The sequence below is a fragment of the Jeotgalibaca caeni genome, assembly GCF_028863945.1.
Classification (GTDB): Bacteria; Bacillota; Bacilli; order Lactobacillales; family Aerococcaceae; genus Jeotgalibaca; species Jeotgalibaca caeni.
The window spans coordinates 12,132-32,344 of record NZ_JARBEA010000012.1; the positions used below are offsets into that span (position 1 = coordinate 12,132).

Here is a 20,213-nt window from a genome sequence, read left to right on the forward strand (position 1 = left end):
AAGCGAGAATTAAAAGATGAAGATCAAATCCATCATCAAAGAAAATAATTTAGAGCGTTTATTTATGAAAGGAATCTTTGGAATCGAAAAAGAATCACAACGAATCCAGCATGAGGGAACGATTTCAAAAAAAGATCATCCCGAAGAGTTCGGGAATCGTAATTTCCACCCGTATATTCAAACAGACTTCGCTGAGAGCCAACTAGAATTAGTGACACCGCCGACAGAGTCCATTGAGGAAACGATGCAGTGGTTGGCTGCGATTCATGATGTAGTCTACCAAACCATTCCAGAAGAAGAATACTTGCTTCCTTTTAGTCTTCCTTCGTATATGCCAACCGAAGAGTTTATTCAAGTAGCGAAGCTAGAAAACGAAGAAGACGTTCATTACCGTGAATATTTAGTCGATGCATATGGCAAGAGAAAACAAATGATGAGCGGAATTCATTATAACTTTGAATTTCATCCTGACTTTTTACAGGCGCTGTATCAAAAACAAAACCGAGACTTGGCTTACAAAGATTTTCAGACGGAAGCCTATTTAAAAGTAGCGCATAACTTTCTACGTTATCAATGGATCTTGACCTACTTATATGGTGCCTCGATTCTCGTAAAGGAAGAATATTTCCAAAACAACGAGATTCCTGCTGATATTCCAAACGGATTTATCCGCAGCTTACGCAGCAGTAAGTACGGCTACGTGAACAAAGGGGATATTCATGTTTCCTTTGAATCCATGGCAGAATACGTCAGAACGATTGAACAAATGGTTGAAGAAGGAAAACTCATCCATGAAAAAGAATTTTATTCATCCATTCGTTTTCGTGGCGGAAGCAGTGCGCGAGAAGTGATGGAGAATGGAATTTCTTATCTGGAATTCCGTTTATTCGACCTGAATCCTTTTGCACCATACGGGTTATTGGCTGAAGACATGCAGTTTATCCATTATTTCTTCATGCAAATGCTATGGATGGAAGAGGAAGCAGGAGCAGTTGAATGGGAAAAAGGAAAACAGATGAACGAACAAACAGCATTTGAACAGCCGCTTGCTCCTTCCGCTTACCAAGCTGAAGGAATCCAAATCTTAGAAAGCATGAAAAAAATGCTTCAAGAACTCGGTGCAAGTAATGACCAACTAGAATTGGTGGAAACGAAATTAGTGGCTTTCCATAAACCAGAGCAAACCTTGGCAGGACGATTGGTTCAGCTTGCAGAAGCTGGGACAGACTTGATTGCGTGGGGAAATGAGCAGGCCGTGGCTAACAAGGCGAATTCATTGGCTCAGCCATACGCCCTGACCGGTTTTACGGACATGGAACTTTCTACCCAAATTTTATTGTTCGATGCCATTCAAAAAGGAATTCACATTGAAATTTTAGACCGAGCCGATCAATTCTTGGCTCTGCGTCATAACGGCCACCTAGAATACGTTAAAAACGGCAATATGACTGCCAAAGATACCTATATCTCCCCATTAATCATGGAGAATAAGGTGGTTACTAAAAAGGTATTAGCTAAAAATGGTTACGTAGTTCCAGCAAGCAAAGAGTACAATCAACCCGAAGAAGCAATAGCAGATTATCCGTTATTCGCTGACAAGAGTTTCGTGATTAAGCCAAAGTCCACGAATTTTGGCCTAGGAATTTCGATTTTCCGTGAAGGAGCTAAAGAGTCTTCCTTCAAAGAAGCGATTGAGATTGCCTTTGCAGAAGATCAGACTGTTTTGGTGGAAGATTTCGTTAATGGAACGGAGTATCGTTTCTTTGTTATTGGGGACGAAACGAAGGCAGTCTTGTTGCGCGTACCCGCCAACGTTAAGGGCGACGGAACACACACCATTCGAGAACTGGTAGAAATGAAAAATGCAGATCCATTAAGAGGTCAAAATCACCGTAGTCCATTAGAGAAAATTCAGTTTGGTAAAATCGAACAGATGACGGTTGAAGAACAAGGATACAGCATGGAAAGCGTTCCTCCAGCAGGAGAAATTGTGTACTTGCGCGACAATTCGAATGTCAGTACGGGTGGAGACTCCATTGATTACACGGATTTGATGGATGAAAGCTACAAGCAAATTGCAGTAGGGATTACCAAGGCAGTAGGGGCAACCATTGCTGGGATTGATATGATGATTCCTGATTATCAAGTTCCAAGTACTCCTCAAAATCCAGGATACGGTGTCATTGAAGCCAACTTTAACCCGATGATGATGATGCATATCTATCCTTATCAAGGGAAAAGCCGTCGTTTAACAATGGATGTATTAGCTCTTCTATTTCCAGAATTGAATCTTTCAACGGGTAGAGTGGAGGGAACGGAATGAAGAATTCGCAAAAATATCTGATTTTAATCGTCATAATTGGCTGGACAGCCGGGTATTTTCTTGGGAACCAAATAGGCTGGACAGAATTGGTCATGAGTATCCCCTTTTTAACAATGGGAATCGCCGCCATACTAGCAGCATACTCGTTCCTTTTCCATATCGTGATGCATGAATTCGGGCACCTGATTTTTGGAAAGGCGACCGGTTATCAACTCATTTATTTTCAAGCTCCCTTCTTTTACTATGATGGGTACAAGAAAACTTTTTCGCAAAAAAAAGCGCGGGCAGGTGGATTGTTAGGTCAATGTTTGATGAGCCCGCCTGAAAAAGGGACCGTCGAAGAGAAACCGTATTTCCTCTACTTATCAGGAGGACTCATCTTAAACTTTCTAACGGCGCTGTTATTATATATTGGTAGTTTTGTCTTGCCGATTGAATGGGGCTTCGTTTCCTTTTTGTTTAGTTTGGCACCGTTGTACTTGTTTTTGACGAACGTTGTGTCATTTGGTTACACCGATGGGCGGGTTATTAGAGAAATTCGCAAGTCACCCCTTACGAAGAAACTATACTTCAAACAATTAGAGACATCCGCTCTATTCGAGCAAGGCAAAACGTATCCTGAAATACCCGAAGATTTCTTTGAAGAAGTAAAAACGGGAGAGGCAAAGCAGTCACCGCTGGGAGAATACAGCATCATGGTGGAATACAGCAGGTTATTATCCCACCAAAGATTTGAAGAGGCTGACCAACTGTTACAAGAATACAACGCTACCTGGGATTACATGAAATCTCCTTATGTACGAAATATTGCGAGCGAAACATTGTTTTGTCACGCCATCTTCGGTCGAAGAGAAGAAGCAAAGAAATGGTGGGAGCACATCCAGTCGATGTCGGGATTAAAGTTGTACTACGATCGTTCTACACGAATCCAAGCTGCCTATACCTTATTTATCGAGCGAGACATCGAGAAGACAAGAACCCTGATTCAAGAAAGAAAACAAAGTCCAAAATTATTGGGCTTAAACAATGCGGAGGAAGCCTTAGAAGATTCCTTGATAGAATGGTTGGAAACCTTTGTGAAGCAGTCGCACGCTTAGTTTTTAGAGAAAGAAGGAAAGAACATGATTTATCTAGACCATGCTGCAACGACTCCCGTGGATGCTTCTGTCGCAGAGGTCATTATGGAAACCTTGCAAAACGATTATGGCAATCCATCCAGCCTCTATCAAAAAGGACGGGAAGGAAGGAAATTAGTGGAGGATGCTCGGTGGGTGTTTGCCGATTCCATCGGCGCAAAGCCTGCAGATATCATCATTACGAGCGGTGCTTCGGAGTCCAACAATACGGCCCTCATTACAACGGCCCTTGCACGGAGGGAAAAGGGGAACCACCTCATCACGACCGCTGTGGAACATCATTCTGTGTTGCATCCGATGGAATATTTGGAAACAATCGGGTTTGACGTTACCTACCTGCCAGTCGATGAGTCGGGAAGCGTAACAGCAGATCAAGTGGAAGCCGCCCTGCGACCTGACACCATCCTCGTTTCCATCATCTATGGAAATAATGAAACGGGCAGCATTAATCCAATCGAAGAAATCGGCAAACGATTGTCTGACAAGGATGTATTGTTTCATACTGATGCCGTTCAAGCATATGGCAGCCAAACGATAGACGTAGAAGCTTCTCACATAGACATGCTTTCTACTACTGCTCATAAAATCAATGGGCCAAAGGGAATCGGCTTCCTCTTTCGCCGTCAGGCCCTGCACCTGCCTTCCTTTATTCACGGAGGCACGCAGGAAAATACGCACCGTGCTGGAACAGAGAACACGCCGTATATCAGAGGGTTTGCTCAAGCAGTGAAGAAGACTATTGCGAACCGAGAAGCAAGCAATGCACATAAAGCTGGATTAAAACATTTCTTCTTAAAACGATTGGAAGAAAGAGACGTCCAATTTTTTGTGAATGGGATGGCGGAAGGTGGTTTGCCGCATATCTTGAATATTTGGCTACCTCATCTGCAATCAGATAAATTTTTAATCCAGTGTGACCTAAAGGGGATCATGCTTTCTGCGGGTTCTGCTTGTACAGCCGGAAGTTTGGAGCCAAGTCATGTATTGATGGCCATGTATGGCGATAAAACGCCTCGAATTGCGGAATCTGTCCGTATTTCATTCGGCAATGAGAATACAAAAGAGGAAATAGAGGAATTGGTTGACTTAATTGCCTCTTTGCAAAAAAGATACCAGAATTAACATAGTGAGGCGTTTCCAACTATGTTAAAATGAAGAAAAAGCACAGGAGAGATAACGATGGCATTTGACAAAATCAGTGGCTTAAAAGGTTCATCCAAGCAATACCGTTTGAACCCAAACGTTAAAAAGTACACCTTGCGAGATTATGGTTTCCAAGAAACAAAGTCGGGAAACTTTCAATACGTTCGCAGCCTAAGCACCTCTACCAATCCGAAGCAGGGCGTTATGCTAAAAGTAGTAGTTGCCAAAGACTTGGATTCGTTTAGAATTTCTACAACGACCGCAAATGGACTTAAAAATATCGATATTTATAATCTAAAGAGTATGGAACAAGCGATTGAAAACTTAGAATACATGTTAAGTGACTTCGTCGAACGAAACGTCTTAGAAGAAGTGAAATAAATGTGCGTGTACATATTCTCTATAGAAAAAGGAATTGGAATCTTTCCAGTTCCTTTTTTTCACTATTGCGCTTTCCCTTTTCTATGCTATACTAATTCAGTAAATCACAAAGAAGGGGTTGGAACGATTGGAATTAGATAATCAAGGGCTCATGCTGGTACTTGATAAAAATGCAAAAAAGAAAGAACATCTCTTTCAAAACTCGATTCCCAAGTACATTTTCCGGGCAATCTTAGCTGGAATGTATTTAACGATTGGGACTGCCGTCGCAGTAACGGTAGGTGAGAAAGGAAATCACATACATCCTGATTTAGGAAAATTTTTCTATGCGTTTACGTTTAGTTTGTCTCTGGTTATGATCATTTATATGGATACAGAGCTTGGTACGAGCAACATGATGTACCTTACTACCGGAGTTTCTCGCAATGTGGTTCGAGTGAGACGCGCTTTACAGATTTTATTTGTCTGTGTATTCTTTAATTTCATTGGTGGAACGATATTTTCGCTTATGATTGCTCAAACAAGCACATTCGCTGAATTAACTTCGGATCATTTTCTTTTTACAACGGTACAAGCAAAGTTAGGAAAATCTGCGGGACAGATTGTTATGGAAGGAATTTTCGCAAATGTGATTGTGAATACCGCTATTATTTCCTCAGCTCGGATGAAAGATGATGCCGGGAAATTTTTTGCTATTATGTTTATTATTTTTATTTTTGCTTTTCTTGGCTTCGAGCACGTGATTGCCAACTTTTCATCTTTTAGCATGGCTTTCTTCATTAATGGCGGTGCAATGGAGGGGATGACAGTAGGCTCTGTTTTACAAAATTATGCACTCGCTTTAATTGGCAATTACATTGGTGGAGGCTTATTGATTGGCCTTGGCTATTCGTGGTTGAACCGGGGCGAAACTGTTTATTACGATTAATCGAAAAGAAAACGAAGCTGCGGCGTATGCGCGGGCTTCGTTTTCTTTTATAATGAGGTGGAGGTGAAAGGGATGAATCAGAAAACAAACTTTATTAAATGGCTCGCTGTTATCACCATGACGATTGATCACATTGGTTTCTTCCTGTTTCCAGGAGTAATGTGGCTGCGTATCATCGGGCGGATTGCCTTTCCTTGTTTTCTTTATACAACCATTCAAGGAGTTTCCGTCACACGAAATTTCCCTAACTATTGGTTACGTCTAGTAGGAACTGGGGTAGTCAGTATCTTGGTGACCAGTCTCTTTGGCAATATCTGGAATATTTTATTTTCTCTAGCTATTTTTTCACTCAGCTTGTATGATCGGCGTTTCATTTTACCAGGTCTTTTGCTTGCCAATTTTACTGAATACGGTCTTTATGGTTTTTTATTAGGGTGGGCAATCAAAATAACGGTTGATGGAAATCGTTGGCTTGGCATGGCTTTGATTCTTCTGCTCCATCTGCCAGAATTTGGCTCCGTTCAATTCTTTGCCGTATTCGCGTTGCTTCCTTTTTGCCTTCCTTTTCCATATAAACTTCCGAGGTTACCAAAATGGCTTGGCTACGTCTACTATCCGATTCACCAATTGATTCTAATTGGCATAGGCTGGTATTTATAAACAAAGGGCTTGAATTACACTTCAAAATAGTGTAAGATTTCTACTTGTGTAACACTCACTTATTTTTTGGAAGTAAAAATATAATGATTTGAAAGGAGGCAGGGACCATGAATGAGCACGCAAAAACACGTGTAGTAGTCGGTATGAGTGGCGGTGTGGATTCTTCTGTTACTGCTTTATTATTGAAAGAGCAAGGATATGAAGTAATAGGAATTTTCATGAAAAATTGGGATGACACAGATGAGTTTGGCTTTTGTACCGCTACTGAAGACTACAAAGATGTGCAAGCCGTGGCGCAACAAATTGGGATTCCCTACTACTCCGTGAATTTCGAAAAAGAATATTGGGACAAAGTTTTCCAATACTTCTTGGATGAATATACGAAAGGGCGTACTCCAAACCCCGATGTCATGTGTAACAAGGAAATAAAATTCCGCGCATTTTTAGATTATGCGATGGATTTGGGAGCCGATTACGTGGCGACCGGCCACTACGCACAAGTGGAACGTGATGCGGATGGAACCACTCGTTTACTGCGAGGCGTAGACAACAACAAAGACCAAACGTATTTCTTGAATCAACTTTCTCAAGAACAATTAGCGAAAACTCTCTTCCCGTTAGGTGGAATGGAAAAATCTGAAGTGCGCCGCATTGCAGAAGAAGCAGGCTTGGCGACCGCGAAGAAGAAAGATTCAACTGGAATCTGCTTTATCGGCGAAAAGAATTTCAAAGAGTTCCTGACCAATTACTTACCAGCAAAAGGCGGCAACATGATGACCTTGGATGGCAAGAAGATGGGCGAACATGCAGGATTGATGTACTATACAATCGGCCAACGCAAAGGATTAGGTATTGGTGGCGGCGGCGTGAGTGATGATCCGTGGTTTGTAATCGGAAAAGAGCTTGAAACCAACACACTATATGTCGGACAAGGGTACCATCACGAACGACTTTATGCAGAAAAATTGTTTGCGACAGATGTCCACTTCACGAGAGACGAGAAGATGCCACAAACATTTAAATGTACAGCGAAGTTCCGCTACCGTCAAAAAGACACCGGCGTTACGGTTCACCTGAACGAAGACCAAACAGAAGCAACGGTGATTTTTGATGAGCCCGTTCGCGCCATCACTCCAGGACAAGCGGTTGTTTTCTATGACGGCATGGAGTGTCTAGGTGGAGGAACCATCGACAAAGCGTTCCAAGCACAAACGGAGTTACAATACGTTTAATATTTTTTGCCAACCGAATCCGTAAACCGGGTTCGGTTTTTTTGTCTGAAATGCTATAATGATTAAATGAATAGGATACGAAAGGAGTGGAGAACATGGATGAAAGGCAAGAGCCTTACTTAAAAGGGGAACTAAAGGCGATTTTCTTTGAAAACCATGCAAACTTCTACAAGGTTCTTTTGCTTGAAGTTCAAGAGACGAGTTTCCCTTTCGATAAAGATGAGATTGTGGTAACAGGGAACTTTGGGGAAATCACAGAGGACACTCCTTATTGCTTTTATGGGACGGTTGTAACCCATCCAAAATATGGCACCCAATTCCAAGCACGGAGTTACGAAAGAGAAAAACCGGCTGGGAAAAATGGTGTGATCGCATTTTTATCGAGTGACCGTTTCCCGGGGATTGGACAAAAAACAGCCGAAAAAATTGTCGAGACATTTGGTGAAAATACGATTGATTTGATTTTAGAAGATAAAACAGTGCTCGCTCAAATTAGCGGGCTCAATGAAAAGAAACGTAATTTAATCCATGACGTCTTGCAACAAACACAAGGAACGGAGAAAATTCTGATTGATTTAGCCAACTTTGGTTTTTCGAACAACCAAGCAGCGATGATCATGCACCGTTATCAAAATGAAACGATGAACGTCTTGCGCGCGAATCCGTATCAATTGCTGGAGGACATCGAAGGAATCGGCTTTCGCCGGGCAGACCAGCTCGCGGAAGAGTTAGAGATTCCACCTGATGATAAGAACCGCATCAAAGGTGCCATTATCGCAACTTTGCAGAACTTGAGCATGGCTAACGGGGATACCTATGTGGTGAGCGAGGAGCTTATGGACCGCTCGCTTCAACTATTGGAATCGAGCCGCCGCTTTTTAATAGAAGACGGTGCCTTGATTGAAGCCATTGTGGAGATGGTTGAAGAGATGAAGATTGTAGAAGATGAACAACGGTTTGCTTTGCCATCTCTCTACTTTGCAGAAGAAGGAATCGCCTCTAGCTTAGATAAACTCCTGAATCGGAAAAAAGAAGTGAACTACCCTGGGATTAACATTCACGATGAGATAAAAGCGGTGCAGAAAGAATTGGGCATTGTGTACGATGAAATCCAAACAACCGCGATTGAAAAAGCGATCACCAACCCGTTCTTTATTTTAACAGGTGGGCCAGGGACAGGGAAAACAACTGTATTAAAAGGAATTGTAACCTTGTTCTGTGAGTTGAATGATTTGCCAACTGATGCAATGAAGTATACGGATGGCATTTATCCAATTATTATGGCGGCACCAACTGGACGTGCGGCGAAGCGGATGAATGAAATGACCGGTATTCCTAGTAGTACCATCCATCGCTTACTCGGTTTAACAGGACAGGAAAATCCAAATGAAGAGATTTATACACAAGAATTAGAAGGAAAGCTTTTAATTATCGACGAAGCGTCGATGGTCGATACATGGCTGATGAACCGCTTGTTGAAGTCGATTCCTGCTGGGATGCAAGTCATCTTCGTAGGAGACAAGGACCAATTGCCTTCCGTTGGGCCTGGTCAAGTTTTGCATGACTTACTTGCGAGCGAAGCAATTCCCCATATCGAGCTTTCACAAATTTACCGTCAGGCGGATGGTTCATCGATTGTATCGCTCGCGCATGAGATTAAAAAAGGGAAACTTCCTGCAGATTTCCGTACGAATCAAGCGGACCGATCCTTCTTTTCGTGCCAAGCCACACAGATTGAGCCACTCATTCGCCAAATTGTAGAGAAGGCAAAGGCGAAAGGTTTTACCGCCAAGGATATTCAAATCCTGGCTCCCATGTATAAAGGGCCAGCCGGGATTCATGCGCTGAATGCGATGATGCAGGAAATTTTGAACCCGAATCCGAATAAAAAGAGAAGAGAAGTGACTCACTTTGATTTTGTTTACCGGGTAGGGGATAAGGTATTGCAACTAGTCAATCAGCCAGAATTGAATGTCTTTAACGGTGACATAGGCGAGATTACGAGTATCCAATATGCACGTGAAACCGAAGACAAAGTAGATGAAGTGACCATTTTATTTGATGCTGTCGAAGTGACGTACCAAAAAAATGAATGGAACAAATTTACCTTAGCGTATTGCTGCTCAATCCATAAAGCGCAAGGTAGTGAGTTCACGATGGTTATTTTGCCGATGGTTCGACAATATGGCCGCATGTTGCGCCGGAATCTTCTCTATACCGCCATCACTCGCAGCAAGAGCAAGCTGATATTGTGCGGCGAAGAAGCTGCCTTTTCTTTTGCGACCGAAAACACAGGTGATTTTAGGAAAACGATGCTAGTTGAGAAACTCGTGCGCAATCGAGATAAGGATAAACATACCTTCCAAGTGAAGATTACGCCAGCCAAACCAGTTGAGCCGGCAGAAGACTATGTGCTCACCATGGAAAAGGTCACAAACGGCAAGATTGACCCAATGATTGGCATGGAAGAAGTCACTCCGGAAATGTTTTTATCGGTAAAATAAATAAATTTATATAAACGTGCAAGTGAAGCAAAATTAAGGACTCACTCATACCAAAACAGCCAAAAACGTGCAAGTGAGCTCTAAAAAAAGTCTCACTTATACCAAAATGTCAAAAAGCGTGCAAGTGGCCTCCAAAAAATGGGGTCACTTGCACGCTTTAAATTTTATTTCCACAAAAGAAAAGATGCCAGCTGAAAATCCATCTTGTAAAGATGTGCAGGCAGCCATTCTCCGTCAACTTGACCAACACTTGGTTCCTTTAATTCAATCTGGATGCTCTGACCCGGATTGCGAGAAAAGTAAGATGAGTGAATGTGGCCACCCGTTGTCACGATTTTTGGCAACAACCGTAGGAGGGCGAAGAAAGGTAAATCTTGAATAACCATTGCTGCGAGTTCATGGTTATTTGGGCTGGAGGCTGGATCAATCTTGATGCCGCCGCCAAAATAAGGGTGGTTCATCACGCCCACTACGAGCACATCATGGAAGACTTTTGTGGTGCCGTCAACCGTAACATGAGCCGTTAACGTTTCTCTTTTTCGAAAAGCTTCTACTAGCGTCTTTACATATACACCAGTAGAAAAATATTTCGCAAGATATCCTTTATCGGCAACGGATTGATTAATGATTTCCACTACCTTGCCATCAAAGCCAAAACCTAAACTATTTAAGCCAATCCCTTTTATACCCAGCTCCTCATCCGAGTAGAGTAAACACTCAACTTCGCTAGGTTCTGTTGCACGAATGATCTGCTTCAAATGTTGCAGGGGCTTTTTGGGTAGTTTCATAGAACGAGCAAAGTCATTTCCTGTACCAGCTGGCAAGTATCCAATCGGAAGCGTGAAGCCGGCTTCTTTTATGCCAGCCACAATTTCATGTAACGTACCGTCGCCGCCGATTACGATAATTCGATCCTCGGGGGCTAATTTTTGGCTGACCTTTTGAATCAGTACGGAGCCATGGCCGCGATATTCCGTTTGGTATAAGCAATAGGGAATCTCTAACTTACTAAAATAATCCATCGCCATCAGGGTAAGTTTCTTTCCTTTTCCAGAACCGGCCTGGAAATTGGCGATGAGGTGGTACGTCTTGCTCATAATGATAGACTCCTTCAAATCAAACTTTCACATCATCAGTATAGCAGATTTTCTATTTTTAGTGCTTGCTAGTTTTGGCGAATTTAGCTATACTATTATCGATTGCGAAAGGCCATATCATGCCAAAAACAACAGCGAGTCTTCCATTGGTGAAAGGAGACAGTTGGAATGATGCTCCCTTTCTAAGATACGGTAGAAATATCGTCGCTGCCAGCGTTATCGGCTTTGAGAAGTAATGAAGAAGGTGAACACTCCATTGCAATCAAGGTGGTACCGCGGTAAAACGCCCTTGAATGCGATGGGGTGTTTTTTCTTTTCCACCAATAAAAAGATAGGAAGGAAATCATGATGAAAAACTTAAAAAGCAGCGAAATTCGTCAAATGTTTTTAGATTTTTGGGCTTCAAAAGGGCATAGCGTAGAGCCAAGTGCTTCGCTTATTCCTGTAAACGATCCTACACTATTATGGATTAACTCTGGCGTAGCTACCTTGAAAAAATACTTCGACGGTACAATCATTCCAGAAAATCCAAGAATCACCAACTCACAAAAAAGTATTCGTACCAACGATATTGAAAATGTGGGGGTAACCGCACGTCACCATACGTTGTTCGAAATGTTAGGGAACTTTTCCATCGGTGACTACTTTAAGGAAGAAGCAATTCCTTGGGCATGGGAATTTCTAACGAGTGAAGAGTGGTTAGGTTTTGACTCAGAACTCCTCTATGTTACCTACTATCCAGAAGATGAAGATACAAAACGCATTTGGTTGGAAAAAGTCGGCTTAGCTGAAGACCATGTCGTACCTGTAGCAGATAACTTCTGGGACATCGGCGCTGGACCATGTGGACCGGATACTGAAATTTTCTATGACCGCGGAGTATCTTATCAAGATCTGCCAGATGAAGATCCAGAAATGTATCCAGGCGGCGAAAATGAACGTTATCTAGAAATCTGGAACTTGGTTTTCTCTGAATTCAATCACAAGCCAGACGGCAGCTACGAACCATTGCCACATAAAAACGTGGATACCGGAATGGGTCTGGAACGGGTTACCAGCATTATCCAAGATACGAAAACAAACTTTGAAACCGACTTGTTTATGCCAATCATCAAGAAAGTAGAAGAGTTGAGTGCTGGCTTCAAGTATGGCGACAGCAACCAAACGGATACTTCCTTTAAGGTAATTGCAGATCACATCCGTGCAGTAAGTTTTGCAATCGGAGACCGTGCACTGCCTTCCAACGAAGGAAGAGGCTACATTTTACGCCGCTTGATTCGCCGCTCCGTGATGCACGGACAAAAATTAGGCATCAACCGTTTATTCTTGTTTGAATTAGTACCGGTTGTAGCGGACATCATGGTCGCTTATTACCCAGAAGTTCAACGTGATCAAGACTTTATCATCAAAGTTATTTCCAATGAAGAGCAACGTTTCCAAGAAACCATTCATGAAGGACTAGAAATTTTACAAACTGTTTTTGAAAGAATGACGGAAAACAAGGAAACGGTTCTTGCTGGTTCGGATGCTTTCAAATTATATGATACATATGGTTTCCCATTGGAGTTAACTGAAGAGTATGGGGAAGAAAAAGGCTTTACGGTTGACCGAGACGGCTTCAACGAAGAAATGCAAAATCAACGGAACCGAGCTCGTGCTGCACGCCAAGTAGAGGATTCCTTCTCGGTGCAATCCAGTATTTTAGCTGAAATCGTGATTCCGAGTGATTTCATTGGCTACTATCAAACGTCTGCTCCAGCAGAACTAGCAGCGATTATCGCAGCCGATGAATTGAAGGAACAAGTTGATCAAGCAGATGGCACCGCTCAATTAATCTTTGTTCAAACACCATTCTATGCAGAAATGGGTGGACAAGTAGCGGATACAGGTACCATTTTAGATGAAACGGGCCACGTTGTAGGAACAGTTGTAGATGTGAAACGTGCACCAAATGGACAACATTTACATTTTGTTGAAGTGGAAGGAATCTTGCGGGCAAATGAACGTTATACCTTGCAAGTGGATGAAGAACGTCGTCGCAATATCACTAAAAACCACACTGCTACTCACTTGTTGCACCAAGCATTGAAGGATGTATTGGGTACGCATGCGAACCAAGCAGGCTCTCTGGTAACACCAAATCATCTGCGCTTTGATTTCACCCACTTCGAGCAAGCAACGGCTGAAGAGCTGATGGAAATGGAACGCAAAGTAAATGAAAAAATTTGGGCTGCCCTGTCAGTTGAAACAGTAGTAACGACGGTTGAAAAAGCCAAAGAAATGGGCGCTATGGCTTTGTTTGGTGAAAAGTACGGCAATGAAGTGCGTGTAGTCAGCATTGGTGACTACTCCATTGAACTATGTGGCGGTGTCCATGTACGGAACAGCCAAGAAATTGGTTTGTTTAAGATTCTATCTGAATCAGGTATTGGAGCAGGAACACGCCGGATTGAAGCAATCACTGGCCAGGCTGCCTACCAATGGTTTACAGAGAAAGAACGGGAACTGCAAGAAGCTGCTAGCTTATTGAAAGCTAAACAAACCAAAGAAGTAGCAGATAAAATTGTTTCCTTGCGCCAAGAACTAAAAGACGCTCAATCAGAAAATGAATCATTGAAAGCAAAAATGATGCAAGCTGAAGCAGCGAATTTATTTGATGAAGTGCAAAAAGCAGGAGAAATCAGCTATATTACGTATGAAACCAAGAACCAAGATATGAATGCACTGCGTCAATTGGCAGACCAATGGCGTCAAAAAGGCAGCTCCGACGTTTTTGTTGCTGCATCTGCAATCGATGACAAGGTCAGCCTGCTAGTTGCTGTAGCGGATGACAAAGTAAAAGCAGGCCTGAAAGCAGGAGACATCATCAAAGGCATTGCTTCTCACGTAGAAGGTGGCGGTGGCGGCCGGCCAAATCTCGCTCAAGCAGGCGGGAAGAAACCAGATGGTATTCCAAATGCACTGAAAGCTGTGGGACCATGGTTGGAGAATAATTTTTAATTTTTGGTAATGTTTTCAATTGTTTACGCACTTGGGTTGTAAGTTAAAGCTAAGTCCGGTAAAATAGATACAAAGATTAAAAATTGGGGTGTCTGTATGAACTCGTTTGATAAAACTATGTTATTCGATCGAAATAACGAAGATAAGAAAAATGTAAAAGATACCTTACAGATTGTCTACAAGGCTTTGGAAGAAAAAGGCTATAATCCTACGAATCAAATTGTAGGTTTTCTTCTATCGGGCGATCCAGCTTATATTCCACGTCATAACGACGCACGGAATTTGATTCGTCGCCTTGAACGGGATGAAATCATCGAAGAAATGTTGAAAGCTTATTTAGCTCCGGAAAAAGGGGAGCAAGAATGAGGATTATGGGATTAGACGTGGGGTCCAAGACCGTCGGCGTTGCGATGAGCGACCTGATGGGCTGGACCGCACAAGGCATCGAAACCATTGCCATCAACGAAGAGGCAAAGGAATTTGGCTTGGAACGATTAAAAGAATTAATTGAGCAATACGAAGTGGAAAAAGTGGTTATTGGTCTGCCGAAAAATATGAATAATAGTATTGGTTTTCGTGCAGAAGCATCACTTGCCTATGGGAAGTTAGTAGAAGAAGAAACTGGCTTGCCTGTAGACTATATCGATGAACGCCTGACCACGGTACAAGCTGAGAAGATGCTGATTAACGAAGGCAATGTTTCCCGTAAGAAAAGGAAGAAAGTAATCGATAAGCTTGCAGCTGTTCTTCTGCTGCAGAATTATTTAGATGCTCATTCATAAAAACATAAAATGATAAAGAGGTGCAACTATGACAGAACATAACCATAATCACGACCATGATCATAACCATGATCATGACCATGACCACATTACCATCGTTGACGAAAACGGTAATGAAGAGCTATACGAAATTTTATTTACGTTTGAATCCGATGACTTCGGCAAATCTTACGTATTAGTATATCCAGCTGGAGTTCCAGAAGGAGAAGAGATTGAATTACAAGCTTACTCTTACGTGGAACAAGAAGATGGAACAGAAGGCGACTTGGAACCAATCGAAACCGAAGAAGAATGGGATATGATTGAAGAAGTTTTGAATACCTTCATGGAAGACGAAGAACTAAACGACTAGAAATAAATCACTCTAACAGAAGATGCCAGTAAACCACATCGGTTCACTGGCACTTCTTTTTATGTCGTTTTCGGAAAATAAACAAGGACGGCAAAAAAGATTATTGCTTTTTTCGATTGTATTCTGATGAAAAATGAGATAAAACGTTCATTTTTAATAGTGTTTCATGTATAATGGTTTGAGTTAAGTCTACCAAAACCCGAGTAAATCGGTAAATAGGGAGGTTAGATTTTGGTAAAGGAAAGTACCAATCAGCCCAACAAGGAACAGGATATCGAAACCCATCCTGAAAAAAACGACAGTTATAAAAAGAGGGCGGAGGAGCGTTATGATATGCGTCGCCGCGAGAGTTCTTTGATTAAGAAAATTGTTTTTTCGATTATCTTTATTGGTGTACTTTTACTGCTGGTGTTAGGTGTTGTAGGATACAATTACGTAACCGGCGCGCTTGTTCCGTTAGATGAGTCGAGCGAAGAAATAAAAGAAGTAGAAATCCCAATGGGTACATCTACGAAAGGGATTGCGGAAATTTTGGAAGAGGAGTCCATCGTAAAAGATGCGACCGTATTTAATTATTATATGAAAATACAGAATGCTCCTGAATTTCAAGCTGGTTTCTATCAGCTGTCTGCTTCCATGGAACTAGATGAAATTATCGAAACTTTGGAAGTAGGAGGCACACCAACGCCTTTATCAGATGATTATAAGATTCTGGTAAAAGAAGGTGCTACTGCGGAAGAAATTGCAGAAGAGTTTGCAGCAAAATCCGATTACACGGTAGAAGAATTTCTAAAGGTAATGGATGATGAAGCATTTGTAGCAGAGTTGATGGAAGAATTTCCTCATCTTTTGACCGATGCAGTGAAGAAAGAAGGAATTCGCCACCGTTTAGAAGGCTATCTGTTCCCAGCTACTTATGATTATCTGTCCCATTACACCCCCGAAGACATGATTCGTACAATGGTACAAAAGACGGACGAAGTATTAAGGCAATATCGCGGGATGATTGAAAACAGCGAATTGGATTTGCATTCCCTCTTAACCATTGCTTCTTTAGTAGAAAAAGAAGGGGTTACCTATGAAGACCGTCAAATGATTGCAGGAGTTTTCTATAATCGCCTAGCGAATGATATGCCTTTGCAATCTGATATCAGTATTATTTATGCATTGGAAGAGCATTTGGAGTATGTTACGATTGCCGATACGGAAGTTGATTCACCGTATAACCTGTACCTGCATCGTGGGCTTGGACCTGGTCCATTCAATAATCCAAGTGAAGACGCCATTAAAGCAACGTTAACACCAGCAGAGACAGATTATTTTTACTTCCTAGCTGATTTAGAAACGGGAGAGGTTTACTTCTCCGAAACATTTGAAGAACATTTAGAATTACAAGACCAATACGTAGAAGATCCAAATGAAGGATAAGTACTACCAGTAAGAAAGGAAATCAGCTATGAAGAAACCGATTGTAATTGGGGTAACGGGGGGATCCGGTAGTGGGAAAACCTCAGTCAGCCGAGCTATTTTTGAGAAGTTTTCTGATTTATCCATCCTCTTGCTCGAGCAAGACTTTTATTATAAAGACCAAAGTCACCTACCTTTTGAGGAACGGTTGAAGACCAACTACGATCATCCTTTTGCTTTTGACAATGACCGATTCATTCTTGACCTAGAAAGGCTAATGGCTTGGGAAGCTGTGGATCAACCGGTATATGATTATACCTTGCATACAAGAAGCCCCCAGACCATTCACCGCGAACCAAAAGAAGTAATTATTGTAGAAGGAATCCTCATCCTTGAAGATGAACGATTGCGTAATTTAATGGATATCAAAGTTTATGTCGATACCGACGACGATATCCGCATCATTCGCAGAATTAAGCGCGACATTGAGGAACGGGGCAGAACACTGGACAGCGTGATTGAACAATACTTGTCCGTTGTGAAACCAATGCATCATCAATTTGTGGAACCAACCAAAAAATTTGCCGACATCATCATTCCTGAAGGCGGCAAAAATCAAGTTGCCATCGACTTGATGACCACAAAAATCGCTTCTATTCTGACAGAAACAGAAAAAGCGTAAAAATCAATTGCTTTTTTAGACATATGGTGGTATTTTAATACCGTTATAAAGCAATACTTTTAATAAATATTACAATAGTGAAGAAAGTAGGGATCAGTCAGAAGACAGATGCCTGCTTTCTTAAATGTATACCGAATATCAAGGAAAATACGAAGGAGATAAACACATGATTGAAAAAATGTACCCCATGACTGTTGAAGGAAAACAGAAATTGGAAGATGAATTAGAATATCTGAAAATTACTAAAAGAAAAGAAATCGTAGAACGCATCAAAATTGCGAGAAGCTATGGGGACTTATCTGAAAACTCTGAATATGAGTCTGCAAAAGACGAGCAAGCATTCGTAGAGGGACGTATTTCTACTCTTGAAAAAATGATTCGTTTTGCGGAAATCATCGATGATACAAATGTGGAAGAAGACGTTGTTTCATTAGGAAGAACCGTAACATTTGTAGAGCTTCCAGATGAAGAGGAAGAAACTTATTCCATCGTCGGCAGTGCAGAAGCAAACCCATTAGAAGGAAAAATTTCCAACGACTCCCCCATTGCAAAAGCTTTGCTAGGGAAAAGAGTGGGCGATGAAGTTTCCATTGCGACTCCTGGTGGAGACATGCAAGTGAAAATCGTTAACGTAGGAATGATTTAATCAAGAAATAAAAAGATTCAGAAGCGAATAAGTCGTTCTGAATCTTTTTTTCTTGAAAGAAAGTCAGCCTTTAGACGGAGAGCGAGTTGGGACTTTTGCTCCCGCCCAAACAACGAATATTCCGCTATAATAAAAGGAAAAAGACAGGAGGGAACAGAATGAAAAAAACAAGACTACGATTATTTCTCCTGCTTGAAGGAGCACTATTCCTATTAAACATCTTCGAACTGATTCATAACTGGGATTTACTATTAGTTATTCTATTTGGAGCCGTCCTCATTATGACAAATAAAAAGCGCGTCCACCGGCAAAACATGCTGTATTGGACGGGTTGGTTTTTGATTGCCTTGAGTATTCTTTCCACTTTCACCATCTGGCTCATGCTAGGTCTGCTTCTGGTTTATGCAGTCTTTAATGGCGGCAGTATTCTGGAAAACTTCCATTTTCATGCATTTGATAGCTTTCCATGGAAGAAAAAAAACTATGTGGGAGTAACGGTCAAGGAACCGGCCAAACATAGTGGGAAAAGAAAAAAACAAAAATGGGTAGGCGGCACGCATGTTGGGGAGCATGTCTATGAATGGGATGATATGAATATCTCTGTGTTTATGGGAGATTCAATCATTGATCTCGGAAATACCTTGCTTCCTAATAAAGAAAACGTCGTGTTAATCCGTAAAGGAATCGGGCAAACCCGTGTAATCGTACCCAAAGGAGTAGGGGTGTCTTTGCAACACTCGGCATTGCAAGGGAAGGTGATCTTTAATCAAGAACCTTATCCATTGCAAAATGAAACACTTACCTTGTACAGTTCGGATTACGATACCGCTACACGTACCATCAAGTTAGTCTCGAATACCTTACTAGGAGATTTCGAGGTGATTTACTTATGAGACAGAAAAATTTTCTGAAGTTGTTTTTTACTATTTTCGTCGTTCTCTCACTCGTCGTGGCTACTACGATCTTTTCGCTGCGCCCGACGTTTTCTTGGTCAGACTTATGGAGTCCGGAAAACTTTCGGGTACCGGTGCTTCTCTTTATGGGGACTGTTGTTTTCTTCTTATCGCTTATCTTTTCATGGGTAATCCAGTATAATTTACTTAAACGGGAAAGAGCCATGGCTGAGAATCTTCACCGATTGAATGTTGGTAATTATACGCAGCCAATTGAGCCAGATGAATCGAACAAGCCTTTTTTCATGGGAGAAGACTATGCTAATTCTTATGAAGAAATGGAAAATTTACGTTTGAAGTTGATTCAGTTATCTCGTGAAGTGCAAGAATTAAGCAGTGTGCCGAGAATGGTTGGGAATGAAACCAAAGAACAAATTCTAGAGGAAGAACGGCATCGCATTGCGCGTGAACTGCATGACTCTGTGAGCCAGCAACTATTCGCAGCGATGATGATGCTTTCTGCTCTGAATGAAAAAAAGGATACGCTCCCGGAAAACATCCAGAAGCCCTTGCGGTTGATTGAATCGATTGTGAACGAATCCCAATCTGAAATGCGTGCGTTGCTCTTACATTTACGTCCAGTTAAACTGGAAGGGAAGACCTTGAAAAAAGGAATTGAGCAATTATTAGTCGAGCTTCGTACAAAAGTTCAGATGAATTTGAAATGGGAAATTTCACCAATTGACACCATCCCAGGAATTGAAGATCATTTATTCCGGATTGCGCAGGAGTTGCTTTCCAATACGTTGCGGCATGCAAAGGCAAAAAATCTAGAAGTCTATCTTCAACAAAATGAACAAGAAATTAATCTACGAATGTTCGATGACGGAGTTGGTTTTGATACCTCTGTTGAGAAATCGGGCAGTTATGGCTTGATGAATATTCGTGAGCGTGTAAGTGGGTTAGGGGGCACCTGTAAAATCATCAGCTTTCCTCAACAAGGAACGATTGTGGATATTCGGATACCCAACACCATGAATGATTGAG

General features: G+C 41.8%; 18 protein-coding genes. 17 read left to right on the top strand and 1 reads right to left on the bottom strand.

Annotation, left to right across the window (positions count from 1 at the left end; all coding sequences use genetic code 11):
* Positions 1-16 precede the first annotated feature (16 nt).
* The 8 genes from gshAB to recD2 all read left to right on the top strand — a co-directional run bounded on the left by gshAB (position 17) and on the right by recD2 (position 10,307).
* Positions 17-2,323 (top strand): bifunctional glutamate--cysteine ligase GshA/glutathione synthetase GshB, encoded by a 2,307-nt coding sequence (gene gshAB / locus PVE40_RS04080; RefSeq protein WP_274730615.1) that lies wholly within the window; start codon positions 17-19, stop codon positions 2,321-2,323.
* Positions 2,320-3,420 carry a hypothetical protein gene (locus PVE40_RS04085; protein ID WP_274730616.1) on the top strand — a complete coding sequence of 367 codons (1,101 nt, stop codon included), beginning with the start codon at positions 2,320-2,322 and terminating at the stop codon, positions 3,418-3,420. Before gshAB ends, PVE40_RS04085 begins: the two co-directional genes overlap by 4 nt.
* Before the next feature lie 24 nt (positions 3,421-3,444).
* Complete coding sequence (locus PVE40_RS04090; protein ID WP_274730617.1) at positions 3,445-4,581, top strand: cysteine desulfurase family protein; 1,137 nt, start codon at positions 3,445-3,447, stop codon at positions 4,579-4,581.
* Positions 4,582-4,638: 57 nt separating this feature from the next.
* Complete coding sequence (locus PVE40_RS04095) at positions 4,639-4,983, top strand: cysteine desulfurase (protein WP_274730618.1); 345 nt, start codon at positions 4,639-4,641, stop codon at positions 4,981-4,983.
* A 151-nt stretch (positions 4,984-5,134) separates the two neighbouring features.
* Positions 5,135-5,911 carry a formate/nitrite transporter family protein gene (locus PVE40_RS04100; RefSeq protein WP_274730647.1) on the top strand — a complete coding sequence of 259 codons (777 nt, stop codon included), beginning with the start codon at positions 5,135-5,137 and terminating at the stop codon, positions 5,909-5,911.
* A gap of 72 nt (positions 5,912-5,983) precedes the next feature.
* The gene (locus tag PVE40_RS04105) at positions 5,984-6,571 is read left to right on the top strand and encodes a TraX family protein (protein WP_274730619.1); all 588 of its coding nucleotides are present in this window, start codon (positions 5,984-5,986) and stop codon (positions 6,569-6,571) included.
* Between the two features lie 107 nt (positions 6,572-6,678).
* Positions 6,679-7,803 carry a tRNA 2-thiouridine(34) synthase MnmA gene (mnmA, locus tag PVE40_RS04110; RefSeq protein WP_274730620.1) on the top strand — a complete coding sequence of 375 codons (1,125 nt, stop codon included), beginning with the start codon at positions 6,679-6,681 and terminating at the stop codon, positions 7,801-7,803.
* Between the two features lie 95 nt (positions 7,804-7,898).
* Positions 7,899-10,307, top strand: coding sequence for an SF1B family DNA helicase RecD2 (recD2, locus tag PVE40_RS04115; RefSeq protein ID WP_274730621.1), 2,409 nt, complete (start codon positions 7,899-7,901; stop codon positions 10,305-10,307).
* A gap of 164 nt (positions 10,308-10,471) precedes the next feature.
* Here recD2 and PVE40_RS04120 read toward each other — a convergent pair whose 3' ends face one another.
* The gene (locus tag PVE40_RS04120) at positions 10,472-11,404 is read right to left on the bottom strand and encodes a diacylglycerol/lipid kinase family protein (protein ID WP_274730622.1); all 933 of its coding nucleotides are present in this window, start codon (positions 11,402-11,404) and stop codon (positions 10,472-10,474) included.
* 348 nt (positions 11,405-11,752) lie between these two features.
* On the opposite strand from PVE40_RS04120, the gene alaS reads away from it, so the two are divergent.
* From alaS to PVE40_RS04165, 9 genes are all read left to right on the top strand, one after another.
* Positions 11,753-14,404: an alanine--tRNA ligase gene (gene alaS / locus PVE40_RS04125; protein WP_274730648.1), complete on the top strand. Its 2,652-nt coding sequence runs from the start codon at positions 11,753-11,755 to the stop codon at positions 14,402-14,404.
* A 96-nt stretch (positions 14,405-14,500) separates the two neighbouring features.
* Entirely contained in the window at positions 14,501-14,770 is a 270-nt protein-coding gene (locus PVE40_RS04130; RefSeq protein ID WP_274730623.1) for an IreB family regulatory phosphoprotein, read from the top strand.
* Positions 14,767-15,186: a Holliday junction resolvase RuvX gene (gene ruvX / locus PVE40_RS04135; RefSeq protein ID WP_274730624.1), complete on the top strand. Its 420-nt coding sequence runs from the start codon at positions 14,767-14,769 to the stop codon at positions 15,184-15,186. The genes PVE40_RS04130 and ruvX overlap by 4 nt, the downstream gene beginning before the upstream one ends.
* Positions 15,187-15,214: 28 nt before the next feature.
* Positions 15,215-15,538 carry a DUF1292 domain-containing protein gene (locus PVE40_RS04140; RefSeq protein ID WP_274730625.1) on the top strand — a complete coding sequence of 108 codons (324 nt, stop codon included), beginning with the start codon at positions 15,215-15,217 and terminating at the stop codon, positions 15,536-15,538.
* 231 nt (positions 15,539-15,769) lie between these two features.
* Entirely contained in the window at positions 15,770-16,966 is a 1,197-nt protein-coding gene (gene mltG / locus PVE40_RS04145; RefSeq protein WP_274730626.1) for an endolytic transglycosylase MltG, read from the top strand.
* Between the two features lie 28 nt (positions 16,967-16,994).
* Entirely contained in the window at positions 16,995-17,627 is a 633-nt protein-coding gene (gene udk / locus PVE40_RS04150; protein WP_274730627.1) for a uridine kinase, read from the top strand.
* Positions 17,628-17,793: 166 nt separating this feature from the next.
* On the top strand, positions 17,794-18,273 hold the full coding sequence (greA, locus tag PVE40_RS04155; RefSeq protein WP_274730628.1) for a transcription elongation factor GreA: 480 nt from the start codon (positions 17,794-17,796) through the stop codon (positions 18,271-18,273).
* 158 nt (positions 18,274-18,431) lie between these two features.
* Positions 18,432-19,166 (top strand): cell wall-active antibiotics response protein LiaF, encoded by a 735-nt coding sequence (liaF, locus tag PVE40_RS04160; RefSeq protein ID WP_274730629.1) that lies wholly within the window; start codon positions 18,432-18,434, stop codon positions 19,164-19,166.
* Entirely contained in the window at positions 19,163-20,212 is a 1,050-nt protein-coding gene (locus tag PVE40_RS04165) for a sensor histidine kinase (protein WP_274730630.1), read from the top strand. The genes liaF and PVE40_RS04165 overlap by 4 nt, the downstream gene beginning before the upstream one ends.
* Position 20,213 lies beyond the last annotated feature (1 nt).